Source organism: Neptuniibacter sp. QD37_6 (assembly GCF_047778085.1).
In the GTDB taxonomy this organism is placed as follows: Bacteria; Pseudomonadota; Gammaproteobacteria; order Pseudomonadales; family Balneatricaceae; genus Neptuniibacter.
Genome location: NZ_CP180550.1, coordinates 2,852,647 through 2,865,900, shown reverse-complemented (window position 1 = coordinate 2,865,900; position 13,254 = coordinate 2,852,647). Strand labels below are relative to the sequence as shown.

Annotated in this window: 10 protein-coding genes; 9 read left to right on the top strand and 1 reads right to left on the bottom strand. The window is 43.4% G+C overall.

The window, feature by feature from the left end:
* Window positions 1-178: 178 nt before the first annotated feature.
* The gene (locus tag ACMXYO_RS13690; RefSeq protein ID WP_415885648.1) at window positions 179-976 is read right to left on the bottom strand and encodes a tetratricopeptide repeat protein; all 798 of its coding nucleotides are present in this window, start codon (window positions 974-976) and stop codon (window positions 179-181) included.
* A gap of 375 nt (window positions 977-1,351) precedes the next feature.
* Here ACMXYO_RS13690 and ACMXYO_RS13685 point away from each other — a divergent pair, with 375 nt between their 5' ends.
* The 9 genes from ACMXYO_RS13685 to ACMXYO_RS13645 all read left to right on the top strand — a co-directional run bounded on the left by ACMXYO_RS13685 (window position 1,352) and on the right by ACMXYO_RS13645 (window position 13,254).
* Window positions 1,352-4,642 (top strand): EAL domain-containing protein, encoded by a 3,291-nt coding sequence (locus tag ACMXYO_RS13685; RefSeq protein ID WP_415885647.1) that lies wholly within the window; start codon window positions 1,352-1,354, stop codon window positions 4,640-4,642.
* Window positions 4,643-4,763: 121 nt separating this feature from the next.
* A complete protein-coding gene (locus ACMXYO_RS13680; protein WP_415885646.1) occupies window positions 4,764-6,005 on the top strand; it encodes a GGDEF domain-containing protein in 1,242 nt (413 codons plus the stop codon).
* A 432-nt stretch (window positions 6,006-6,437) separates the two neighbouring features.
* Window positions 6,438-6,617: a hypothetical protein gene (locus ACMXYO_RS13675; RefSeq protein ID WP_415885645.1), complete on the top strand. Its 180-nt coding sequence runs from the start codon at window positions 6,438-6,440 to the stop codon at window positions 6,615-6,617.
* Between the two features lie 125 nt (window positions 6,618-6,742).
* A complete protein-coding gene (locus ACMXYO_RS13670; protein WP_415885644.1) occupies window positions 6,743-7,810 on the top strand; it encodes a type II secretion system protein in 1,068 nt (355 codons plus the stop codon).
* Between the two features lie 177 nt (window positions 7,811-7,987).
* Entirely contained in the window at window positions 7,988-8,845 is an 858-nt protein-coding gene (locus ACMXYO_RS13665; protein WP_415885643.1) for a prepilin-type N-terminal cleavage/methylation domain-containing protein, read from the top strand.
* A complete protein-coding gene (locus tag ACMXYO_RS13660; RefSeq protein WP_415885642.1) occupies window positions 8,833-9,798 on the top strand; it encodes a type II secretion system protein in 966 nt (321 codons plus the stop codon). Before ACMXYO_RS13665 ends, ACMXYO_RS13660 begins: the two co-directional genes overlap by 13 nt.
* Window positions 9,798-11,531: a hypothetical protein gene (locus tag ACMXYO_RS13655; protein WP_415885641.1), complete on the top strand. Its 1,734-nt coding sequence runs from the start codon at window positions 9,798-9,800 to the stop codon at window positions 11,529-11,531. Before ACMXYO_RS13660 ends, ACMXYO_RS13655 begins: the two co-directional genes overlap by 1 nt.
* A complete protein-coding gene (locus ACMXYO_RS13650; protein WP_415885640.1) occupies window positions 11,531-12,166 on the top strand; it encodes a hypothetical protein in 636 nt (211 codons plus the stop codon). Before ACMXYO_RS13655 ends, ACMXYO_RS13650 begins: the two co-directional genes overlap by 1 nt.
* Window positions 12,166-13,254 carry a type IV pilus twitching motility protein PilT gene (locus ACMXYO_RS13645; protein WP_415885639.1) on the top strand — a complete coding sequence of 363 codons (1,089 nt, stop codon included), beginning with the start codon at window positions 12,166-12,168 and terminating at the stop codon, window positions 13,252-13,254. Before ACMXYO_RS13650 ends, ACMXYO_RS13645 begins: the two co-directional genes overlap by 1 nt.

Below are 13,254 nucleotides of genomic sequence, written 5' to 3'. Positions count from 1 at the left end.
ACACGTGTAGGGTCGAGTTCAAGACTGGGCTTAACTTGCTGGATCGCGAAAAATGCCCGCTAAAAGTGATCTATCTAAGTGCAGATTTTACATGGAAAGAGCTATGCTTCGCCACCCGCGGGCGATTAGGCAATAAAAAAGGCGATCAGATGATCGCCTTTTTTAAATTTGGTAGCGCTTATTCTGCAATGTACGTTTTACGGTATTCTGCAGCTAATGCTTTGGCTTCTTCAAGCTCGCTTGGGTTCAGTTTCATTACCAAACGCTTTTCGATAGCTTGTGCAGTTTTGTTACCCAATTCAGCAGCATTGTGCATCCAAGCGTAAGCTAGGATGTTTGTATCCTGATCTTTTTGCGAACCATGGTTATTTGAGTACAGTGTACCCAAGAAGAACATCGCGTCAGTGTGACCTTGGTTAGCTGCTTTGCGGTACCAACGTTCTGCTTCTTCGAAGTTTTGCTCAACCCCTGTGCCGAAGTTATAGCAGCGACCAATGTTGTGTTGTGCAGCTACATAGCCCTGATCGGCAGATTTTAGGTACCACTCGATCGCCATATCAGCGTTACGTGACATGCCGTAACCGAACTCTGCCATTTCACCCAAACGGTTTTGTGCTTGAGCATCACCAGATTCAGCGGCAGGCTGAACGGTTTTTAGCTCAACTTTGTATTCTTTATCTTTTAGAGCACGCAGGCTGTTTACGTTAGCCATGTGGCCTTGAGAAGCACCGCGTTTGTAGTAACGGCGTGCTTTGGATTCGTCTTTATCTACACCCCAGCCGTTTTCATACATCTGACCAAGCATGTTGAGTGCATCAGGATCGCCTTCTTTTGCCAGAGGCTTCAGCTCTTCAAGTGCTGTTGCATAGTCTTGCTTGTCAAAGGCTAAAGAACCTTTGCCTAGATCGGCTGCCATTAGGTTTGTTGTACCAATGCTCAGCATTAGACTTGTAGCTAAAAGAATCTGTTTCTTCATCGAGTGTTGCCCGCATAAATTAGTTTGGGTTCGAGAGAGGTCGACGATTATACCTACATTGGAAAAATTTTGTTTACTCCAAGTCGTATTTACCTCACCTGCACTTCATAAGTGACCGTAGTCTCAGTATAAAGTTTTATTAAGCACTCTCTAATTGTTTTGTTTTTACTGAAAATATAAGTGCTTACTATTAGTCAGATACTAATTTTTGTACCTAAACTAGATCGGTAAGTGTAATTATACGAAAGATATTTTTGAAATACATTATTTTGATTGTATTTGGATTGACTGATATAAGCACTGATATCAATGTTTTTGCCTGTTGATCTAGGTAGCATCCCTTGATTGCTTGATCTTATTCGAATTGGTTGATGTATGAATTTGAATGCTATTGAAATAGAGGCGGCACCGTTAAAGGCGATTCTAACGCCGAGTGTTATTACTGTTGCACCGGATGCGCCCTTAAAAACTGTGCTAGCGCTCATGCAGAAGCATTCGATTAGTAGCATTGTTGCTATAGACGATATCGCTAATCCGGTCGGCATCTTTACCGAGAAAGATGCTATTCGTTTAATGCTTGATGATCAGGCTATCTCATCTTTAAGTATGGCTGATGTAATGAGTCAGCCTGTGATCACTGTTTCTTCTAATCTAGGTTATGCCAAAGCTTATCAAACGATGTTGGAAAATAATGTCCGACATCTGGTTGTCGTAGGCAACGAAGGGAAACTGTTGGGGCTTGTGAGTGAGGGGGATTTTCTTCACCACATGGGAATGGAGTACCTAGTTGAGTTAAAAACCGTTGCTAATTCGATGAGTCCCCGTGTCAAAGGGGTTGATCCTGATGCTTCGCTAGCTTCTGTGCTTTCTGTGATGAGTGCAGAAAAAATTAGCTGTGTGGTGGTTGTAGATAAGGGCTGTCCGGTTGGTATTTTAACTGAACGCGATATGGTTCGATTGGCGACCGAGAACCTAGATATAGACAAGGTGTTGGCTAGAGAGGTTATGGCAAAGCCTCTGTTAACTGTTTTACCTGACCTTCCTTTACAAATCGCTAGTCGAATGATGGAGAGTAATCATGTGCGCCGTCTTGTGGTGGTTGAGCATGATGGTTCACTAAAAGGCATTCTTACGCGGCACGATATCGCTAAATCTCTACAGGGCTCCTATATTGAGTACCTACAAGAAACTTTAGAGCGTAAAAGTCGCGATTTAGTCAATGTTGAGACGCGTTTGCGTGATATTGAACAGCGCGATTTTTATCAGAGTTTGGTGGAGCAGGTCAGCGATGCAATTTATATTATCGACGCTGATGATGGTCGTATTTTGGATGCCAATGAGCAGGCTTCTAAAAGCTTGGCGATCTCCCATATTGATTTATTGAATCTGCGGATTGTGGATTTAACGACCGCGAACGATTCTCTGAATGATTGGTTAGAGAGTCATATCTCTGAATTAAGGAAAAAGAAAGAGCTGTTATTCACGACTGAATATCGTCGATTAGATGGAACTGTTTTTCCGGTAGAAATTAAATCTCGCTTAGTGCGTTTTGGGCATAAGGACTATGTTGTCGCTATTGCCCGTGATCTGACTGAGCGTTTTCAGGCGATGGATTCGATTCGCGATAGCGAGCAGCGTTTTAGAGTGTTGTTTGAGCAGTCGCCTGTTCCAATGGCCTATGTTGGGTTTGATGGGCAACTGATCAGTCTTAATAGGGCTTTTACAGCGACATTAGGTTATACCGCGAAACATGTGCCTAATTTGGAAAACTGGTTTTCATTAGTACACCCTGACCTAGAATATCGGAATGAAGCACGTAAGCGTTGGATTGACTATATAGAACAGGCACGTATAACGGACCATAAAATCCCTTTAAGTGAATATAAGGTGACTTGTTTAGGGGGAGAACAGAAGTTGATTCATGCTTCTGGGATTACTACAGAATGCGGTTTCTTAGCCATATTAGAAGATGTGACTGAGCGCCGGAGTCAGGAAGATCGTCTGCGTCAGGCTGCAGCTGTATTTGGCAGTACAACAGAAGGAGTGATGATCACCTCGGCAGCAGGGGTGATTCAACGTGTTAATAAAGCTTTTTGCCGGTTAACTGGATATGACAGTGACGAAGTGATTGGGCAGCCAGCTAAGATCCTGCAGTCTGGTCGACATGATGAGCAGTTTTACGCGGTGATGTGGGATAGTTTGAGGGAAAAAGGTAGTTGGCAGGGAGAGATATGGAATCGTCGCAAGGATGGTGCGGTTTATCCTGAATTACTGAGTATTAGCCAGGTAACGAATGATAATCAGAAGGTCACCCATTATGTAGGGGTATTTTCAGATATATCTAAGCTTAAGGAATCTGAGAAAAAGCTTAATTACTTAGCCCATCATGACATGTTGACCCATCTGCCTAATCGACTGATGTTGCAATCTCGATTGGAGCAATCTTTAGCTGTTGCAAAGCGAAATGGTAAACAGTTGGCCTTGCTGTTGTTGGATTTGGATCGCTTTAAAGACGTGAATGATAGCTTTGGTCATGCGGCAGGAGATGAATTACTGCAACAAGTATCTGCACTACTAAAAGACCGGTTGCGTCAAGTTGATCTGGTCTGCCGTATGGGAGGTGATGAATTTGCTTTGTTACTGGAGGATATTCAACATCCTGAGGATGCTGGCTTAGTTGCGAATGAAGTGATTGAAGCTATCAGTAAGCGTTGGGCTTTGAAGAATGGTGTGGATGTTGCGATTGGTGGTTCTGTCGGAATCAGTATCTACCCGACACAAAGTGAAGATGCAGAAGCATTGTTACAGCATGCGGATGCTGCATTGTATAGAGCCAAGAACGAAGGGCGTGGTTGTTTTCATTATTTCACTGAAGAGCTGACGCGTGACGCCCGTAGTCGATTAGAATTGGAAGCAAGGTTATCCCGTGCAATTGATAATGAAGAGCTGGAGGTTTTTTATCAGCCGCAAATTGATATCGCTACGGGAGAGTTAGTTGGTGCAGAAGCGTTGGTGCGTTGGCAGGATCCGGAAAAGGGTTTAATTAGACCCGCTGATTTTATCCCGTTGGCTGAACAAACTGGATTGATCAATCCGATTGGTTTGTTTGTACTGCGCCAAAGTTGCACGCAAATGAAGTCATGGTTGGATCAGGGATTTAAGCCGATCTCAATGGCTGTGAATTTATCAGCCGTGCAGTTACGTCATACCGATATTTGTAAGTTGGTGACTGCTGTACTTGAACAAACGGAGTTGCCCGCAGAATATCTTGAGCTAGAAATTACCGAAAGCGCGTTGATGGAAAGAGAGCAAGAATTTATCGATCTGCTTCATCAGCTACGTGAACTAGGTGTTAAAGTAGCTATCGATGATTTTGGTACCGGTTACTCTTCACTTGCATATCTTAAAAAATTCCCAATCGATGTTCTTAAAATAGATAAATCCTTTGTGGAAGATATTCCTCATGATAAGGACGATATGGTGATTGCGGCCACCGTTGTAGCAATGGGTCATAACTTGGGTTTTAAAGTATTGGCAGAGGGTGTAGAGACTCAAGAACAGCTCGCTTTCTTGCAGAGTAAATCCTGTCACTATTACCAGGGCTACCTAAGTAGTCGGCCAGTGCCTTATCTTCAATTTGAAAAAATGATGTCTAAACCTCATTAGTACTAGCCTTTAGGCTAAAAATTTAGATATTGAATAAAAAGAGTATGAACGGTTGGTTTAGTTTTCTGCTAATCTAAATTAGAGAAAGAGAAAACAGTACCTGTTGTATTGAGGTTTTTAGTTGTTGAGCCCAAAAGCGCTGTCATCATCGTTTAGTCATTTCCTAAAACGATTCTGCTTTGTTGCCATTCTTGCATCGTTTGTTTTATTGCTGCTCAGTGGCTATGCAGCTAGTAAGCTCTATGAACGTCACGTAGTACGCCTAGCTGAATCCAACGCCGTTAACCTTACGGAAGCGATCTATACCACATATCGCACTGAACTTAATTCAGCGCTGGACTCCGCTCCTCTGCTGCCTCCGCAATTATTAAAACTAAATAGAACTTTAAGAGATTTTATTCAGCCCTATGGCATAGTAAAAACAAAACTGTTCTCTCCGGAAGGTATCATCATCTACAGCACTGATCTGAATATTATTGGCAAAGATGCAAGTGCGAATGAGATGCTTAAGCAGGCCATTAAAAATGGTACAAGTTCGAATATTCAAACAAAGGATCAGATCAGAGATCTGGCTAATGAAACCCGGTTCGATGTTGATGTGGTTGAGAGCTATGTTGCCATGCGAGATAGGAAAGGGGGGCTGATAGGAATCTTCGAAATATACCAAGATACTTCGGGCTTTCGAGGGGAAATCCAACAAGGGATTATACTGTTTGTTGGTGTGCTTGCGATCATCCTGCTGAGTGTAATTTGCACAGCCTTCGTATTTATGCGTAAGGCGGTGAAGAGAATGGCCTATCAACAAGAGATGTTGGAAGAGTTAGCGACAGTTGATGCGGTAACAGGGCTTTATAACCGAGCTGAAATTACGAGAAGGATGGAGGCTGAGTGGCAGCGTTATAAACGCTCTTCATCAAAACAGACTAGCTTTGCCTTGCTGATGTTGGATCTTGATCACTTTAAGAAAGTGAATGATAACTACGGTCACCTAGTAGGAGATAAACTTCTGCAGCTGGTGGCGCATCGATTGATGGGCGAGTTACGTTCATATTCAGCGATTGGTCGATATGGTGGTGAGGAGTTTATTGCCTTGATCCCTGATATCTCTAATGCGGCCACTCAGCAAGTCGCCGATAGGTTACAGCGATTGGTTTCACAGTCTGAATATGCTCTGTTTGGACATAAGATAACTATCTCCATCAGCATAGGTTTTGCTGTAGCGGAATCGACAGATATCAACTTAGATGCTTTGATTAAGAGGGCAGATGATGCCTTGTATGAAGCGAAAAGAAGTGGCCGAAACTGCGTAGTTGGTGCTGCGGGTCTAACGTCTGAAGAGAGCACCGCGCCAAGTTCGCTGTAAAAAATTACCAGTCATATTCAGCTCTCTAAATTTGTGTATTGCTTTGTAGTGAAACGTTAAAAAACTCTAAATTACACCTAGACAGTATGCTTGTCTTTGTTTGAATTTATATTGGACTTCTCTAATTTTCACTAGCAGCCCTAAATTTTAGGAGCTAGATTCCCGAACGTTCCTTCCTTTGTTTTTCTATTAAAAATCATAGTTCTTTGGGAGAAATTCCGATGCCGCTTGTTAGGTTTTTGGGAGTCTTTCATGATGATTTCGGGATTATGTCTGTCCCAAAGTACTAGAAAAGGTGGCTCTAATGGCCAGTTTGGTAACATTTTTGAAACAGTTACCTTTTCTGTCACGTTTTTCGGACATGGGGTGCTAAGGATTAGTTCCCAACATTTCAAGGAAGTCAGATTAAGCCATAGCCAAGGGCAAAAAATTATGAGCACGGACAAACCAGCAATAGATCCTGTAAAAAAGAAACTGTTGGAGTTGTTTGAAGATGTGCTTGCTCATGATGGTTATGGTGAGATTCGAGTCGAAACCAAAATTCTAAAACGCCAGCAAAAAGAGGTCATTCTTCACTACGGCCGACAGTACCGTTTTGTGGTGGATGTTTAAGCTAGCAAAGAGTTTGTCCCTATTTAAAAGAGTGCAATGCGGGTTTGCATCTTAAAGATTTTTATAACTAAAAATCCAAAAATCTGTGTGAGACAGATGCGGTAAAAATAATAAAGAGAAAAATAATGATCGCTCAACAGATGAAAGATTCTATTCGCAAATTTATGAAAGCTGACCTGTCTCAGGTTAAAGACGCAGAATTGCGCGCTAAGGGTGAAAAGCTACAAGCTAAACAAGGCGGTTTTACGCTGCTTGAATTGTTGGTTGTAGTTGCAATTCTTGCGGTAATTGCGGGTTCTGTAATCGCTTCCCTAGACGGTAAAGAAGAAGGTGCAGCACAGGCTACCGCAGTGCATACAATGGCAACGCTTGAAAGTGGTATGCGTGTTTTTAATACAACTGAGAAACGCTTATTACCTGCAGAACTTGAGTCTCTAATTTGTGTGGATGGCATGACTGTAGGAGCAGATGGTCTGAGCGATACATTAGATGCTAATACAGCGACTAATGCGATTCTTTTGAGTAACGCTGGCGATAACTCTAACGTATCTCGAGTGCATGGCGGCTTAACAGGGGATATCTCAGGGAAGTTAGAATTAGTGGGCGTGTCTGCAAATGATCCAGTATGGACAAATATGGTTGAAGCTGGTTTAACAGGTCTGCGTTACGCAACTTTGAATGTATGTGATGGGGATGTAGATACCGCAGCAATTGCAACAGGTGTTGATGATGTTGCGTTGGTTGATGTTACAAAGCCAAACCTTATTTTCCGTGATGCTGTAATAGAGGGTACTGATTGGGAATATGGTGCTGGTGCGTTGATTGATTTTACTGGAGCTGCCTCTACTGCGATTGCTCCAATTGCATTCTTTGAAGAGCCTGCGGAAATCGGTGGTGAAGAGGGCGATATTGTAGCAGTATTTGGTATTGGTCCAGATTCCAGTCTGACCAACGAAATCATTGGTCGTGCTCCATCAGACGGTAATGTTGGCCCTGATAAATATGGTCATTTCTCCATTGCTGTAAAAGTTGCAGAATGTACTGCTGCGAATGCTGAGTTTGGTGATGCCAACTGTGATGCTTCCAATGAGTGGTCAGTTGATGAAGATCCGGAAGTGCTAGCTGTTCTTGACGCAGGCGGTGACGCTTACGACGATGAAATTGCTGAAGCTAAAGGTAACGAAGAAGAGTAATTCTTATTTCTAAAAGGCAGGGGCTTAGCTCCTGCCTTTTTTGTAAGAAATATTTGTAATTTTTTGCCCTTAAGCCAGTTAAATGCGGCCAAGGGGACTTAGTAACAAAGGCTTTACTTGGATAAGGCTATATAGCTAAGGATCGGCTAATAACAATAATAAATACAATGGCTAAATATGAAGTTGGTAGATAAAAAATACCGAAGTCCACCTGTAGACCGTTTTTCTAAAAATGTCCGTAGCGACGTTTTTAGCAAAGCGGTTTTGTCGTCTCAGAAGGGTTTTACTCTTTTGGAAATGCTTGTGGTTGCAGCCATTCTTTTAGTTGTGGCGGGTGGTGTGGTTACCTCTTTCCGTGATGTTGGGTCTGATGCTGCAGATCAGGCAGCGCGCTACCAGATGCAACAGCTCGGTGAGGCGATCGAAGCTTACTATAAAGATAATGGGTCTTTTCCCGCTCGCAACACACCTGCAGACCTATCCTTTCTTTTTGAACAAACAACCGAAAGTAATTGGAGTACCGATTATCGCCGAGGTTGGCGCGGCCCCTACCTAAATGGTCACAAGTATCTTTATCTGGATATTGGCGATGATCTGACGTCTGATGGTTCAAGTATTAATACCCCAGCAGATCCGGGCGAGCCTTTTGTGATCGATGGGGCGGAAATCCCTTCTGTTATTGGTATCGCAGACCCTTATGATCATTATCCCGTCGATGACGGTCAGAGTCGCAGTGTAAGTGGTTGTAGTACATCTGGTGCAAATGATTGCCTTCTGGAATGGCGTAAAATTTCGGGTGACGATTCAACCCTGATCAATCGCTTTGGTCGCCCATATCTGGCAATTGATCTAGAGGTGATGGCAGATAGCTCTATCGTGCCAGGGGTGCCTCGATTAGTTAGCTTTGGCTCGAATGGTATCTACGAGCCAAACAGTTGTGATTATACCGAGACAGATCCAGTTGATGCTGATTTCTGTGATGCTGATCTTCTTTGTAGCAGTAGTGGGGATGATATTGTCTTATGTCTGCGCTAATCCTCAATCAATCATCTTCTAAACGTCAATCTGGCTTTACCTTATTAGAGCTGGTGTTAGTGATGCTAATTATCGGCTTGGTAGCCAGTACTCCATTGGTGTTTATCGATAATCAGGATAATCAACTTCGTTACGATGAAACCTTAGATAAGATGGAGCTGCTTAGAAAAAGCATCTTGATGCAAAGTAGCTACCGCAATCAACCAGTGCTGTCTGGCTTTGTTATCGATAACGGTGTTTTACCCCCAGCGAGTGCTACTTTATTTCAGGATCCCACAGAACTGCAGCCTTTAATCAACAAAGATGGAAGTTGGGAGGTAAGTGGTTCTGATCAGTGGGTAGATCTCGCAATGCTAGACCCTTACGTTAATTTTGGCGGAACGCCCACACAAATATCTGCCTACCCACAGCTAAAAGGTTATCGCGCTAATTATTTGAATTCTGGTTTAGATAGTAATCGTGAATTCAGAGATGGCTGGGGTATTGGGTTCGAAGTTAGGAATGCTTCTGATCAGTATCAATTCAATTACAAAGGCGATGATGGTGATCATCCTGCGAGCTACAACGTAGTTGTGTCTGGTGCTATTGAGAGCACTGACTGGCAGGTGCCGTTAAGTCAAATTGATATTCAAGTTCAAAACAACAGTGATACGGACATTCATAAATTGGCATTGGTTGTGTTTAAAAATGCTGCTGTTGCTGATGACGAAGATCGCTGGGTTACTTATCACTTCGATGCTGCTGCATCTACCGCAACGAATTCCCTTTCATTGGCTACTAATGCATGGCATGAGAATGGTGCGTCTATTTCTGATGCTAGTACTAAACAGATTCCCGTAGGTCAGCATGCTGTTTTTGTTATGGATAGCGCTGGGTCGGTTGTAGAAAAATATGATCGCTTGCTAGTAATACCAAATGCTACGCAGCCAGTACTGCAATTTGAGGTTAATTAATGCTGTCGTTTCTGAATAAAAAAGCAGCCGGTAAAGGTCTGCTGGTCCTAAAAACAGATGGGTTTGGTCTGCGAGCAACTGTTATTAATGGCAATCGTGATGCACTAAAAGTAACAGTGTCTGTGTCATCACAACAGGTTGATCCTATTGCGGCGCTGACTGATGTTTTGGAGCAGTTAAAGAATGTACTGGGTAAAAATGTACCTAGTAATGCCTTACTCCTGCATATTAGCGCTATTCCAGATCTTGTTCAGATCACTGAAAGTTTTGATTCTGCTGAAGCAGAAAATTTACTTGAGATGCTGCGTTGGGAGATGGAAGGTGTGGTTGCTATGCAATCGCCAAACTGGGATCTGGGTTGGCTGTTGATGGGGCGTGGCTATATAACCCCTGAACAACGCGAAGAACTGGTGCATCTAGTAACAGAAGAGAAGCAGTTGTCAGCGCAACATGGCGGCCGAAGCCCGATGCGCTTGGGTGAAGTCGCGATTCGTGAGCAGATGGTTTCGAAGGAGCAGATAGCTGAATGCTTGCATATCCAACAGAAACTGCAGCTGGCAGACCAGCGTCTGTTAACCCAATGGCGACCGCAGCCTAAAGAGGAATCACCTTATAGTGATGATGACTTAGGTGATGCGCAAAAATTCTTATGTAGTGCTATGCCTGCTGCTCAGCATCAGCAGTGGCTAGGTGCCGTTAAAAAAGTTGGTGGTAGTTCTGGTTTTCCTAAGCTGAACTTGCGTCAGGTTTACCCTTTTGCGGGCTCTAGTGTGTCGTTGTTAGATAGTTCTGACACCGTATTGTTAACTGAATTCCATAAGGCTTATGTTTTCTGTGCTGTGTTGCAGGATAACCAGATCCGCGATGTGGCGATGGTGAAATGCTCCAGCCATATGTTAGATGCAGGGGCAGTTGCAGAGGTCTTAACGACAGGTTCGTTTGCGCAAGCAAATCGTTGGCTTGTTGCTGATGGTGATAGCGCATTTAGCGACCAAATCTCTCAGCTGGAATCATTGCTACAGCTCGATGCAGAATCTTTAGCTCAGGCTGCGGCGGATAAAATACCTTCTGGCAGAAATGAGTTGTTAGCTGAACTGGGGGCTGCGAGGCATTTTCTTGGTAGTGCTCCACTTTCTGTCGCGCCTTTAATTGGCATGCCGCCACCTGATCCTATTTATCGTAGCAATGGCTTTAAAATTGCGATGGCAGCTTGTGTTTTGCCACTGTTAATAGCTGCTTATGAAGGTGCTTATCATCTGAAACTGAAGTCGTTAGAGGCGGAACTGTTGGCTGCGGAGCAGCAATTAGAAGTTTTCAAGGATCAGAGTAGTAAGGCGCGAAAAAAGTACACAGAAGCCAAGCAGAATATTGCGGACTTTCAAAAGAAAACTAAAGAGCTGGGAAGTTTGCAGGCTGAAAAGCAGTTAGTTGAGCAAGTGATTGTTAAGCGTCAGTCATTTGTCGAACGTCTTCTACCTGTGCTATCGGAAAGTATAAATGATGGCGTTGTTTTAGAGTCGATGAAAGAGAGCTCTTGGTATGAATTCTCTATCACCGGGAAAGCTGTTGATCAGGCGAGTATTGATGATTTTAATCAGGTCTTGTCTATAAGCCTTGAGCCCCTGAATATGTACATTGCGAAGAGTCCAAGTAATTTTCGAGGGGATTCTGCATTAATGCAGAATGGCATCTATGTATTTGAGTTCGTTTTAAAGTACAAGGGGGCTCAATAATGAATGCATTCTCAGAAATGAACTTGCGTGAACGAATCTTGGTAGCCGTTCTGGGGGCAGCTTTGATCGCAGGTGGCTATCTGTTTATCCGAGGCGCTGACCTTAACAAGCAGGTGTTGGTTCTGGAAGATAGAATTGAATCTACTGAGAAGAAAATAGACAAGGCGAAAAGAAAGCAGGGTAAAAAAACGATCCCCGAGTTGAATGGGAAAAAGATCAGTTCGAATGACGTAAGAAAATTAACCAAAGCTATAGATGCAGAAAAAGCGAAATTGTCAGGTATTGGCTACTCCTTTATCGATGTAAGAGATAAATCTAAGTTTTCTAAATTCCTTAGTCAGATTACACACAGTGCCGAAACCAATCGTCTGCACCTCTTATCTAAAAAGCAAAGTAGCGGAAATCTAGCACAAATTGTCGCAGCAAAAGTTTCGAATAAAGGGAAAGGGGATCTTAATCGCCCATTATATGAGCTTCGCTTACAGGGTGGATATAGCGCGCTGTACGGGTTTATAAAACAGCTTTCCAAGTTGGAGTACTCGGTTATTCCAATCAAATTCCAGATTAGCCGTACTGATCGTACTGCCTTGGGTGGTGGACGCGTGCTAGATATTGAGATGACGTTGGCATTGTGATGGACAAGAATAACTATAACGACCAGTTTGAGCAGTTACTGGCAATGATGCTTGAGCTAGGCGCTTCAGATATGCATTGTTCTGCCAATGTTGCGCCGGTGATGCGTATTCATGGTGAACTGCAAGAACGTGAAGAACTGGAGACGTTTACTAAAGATCAACTGATGGGTATGGCTGAAGCAGTTTTATCTGCCGAACAGTTCGAACACCTGATTAAAAAGCGCAGTTGTGACTTGGGCTATTCCAATCAGCTTGGCGTCCGCTTTAGACTCAATATCTACTTTGAACGTGGCTCATTAGCCTTTGCTATTCGTGCACTAGATGGGTCTTTTTGTACCTTTGAAGAGCTCCGTTTGCCTGCACAGCTAGAAGATGTAGTAGGTTTTAAGGATGGATTGGTTTTAGTGACGGGGGCTACCGGTAGCGGTAAGTCCACGACATTGGCAAGCATTATCAATAAGATAAACGAGACGCGAGCTTGTCATATTTTAACCATTGAAGACCCTATCGAATTTGTACACAGTAATATTCGCTCTGTAGTCCATCAGCGAGAGGTGGGTGACGATGTCCTCTCTTTTGCAGATGCAATCCGTAGTGCCATGCGCGAAGACCCAGATGTAATGTTGCTGGGTGAGATGCGCGATCTTGAAACCATGCATGCTGCTATTACCGCGGCGGAAACAGGCCATTTAGTATTTGCCACTCTACATACAAATGATGCGGTTGGTGTGATTGATCGATTAATCGGTATGTTCCCTGGCGATCTGCAAAATACTGTGCGTCAGCAGTTATCTATGTGTTTGCGTGCAGTCGTCACCCAGACTTTAGTCCGCTCTCCTGATGGTCAAGGGCGTATTCCAGTGAATGAGATTTTGATGGTCAATGGCGCTGTATCTAACCTTATTCGGGAGAATAACTCCACGCAAATTCGTTCTGTGATGGAAACGGGGCGGGCACAAGGCAATCAGACTTTCGAATTTGCATTAGCTAAACGTGTATATGAAAAGTTCTTAACCAAAGAACAAGCGTTACAGCTAACCAGTCGTAAAGAGCAGTTTGAGAACTCTCTACGAGTGTTGGGCAGGTAA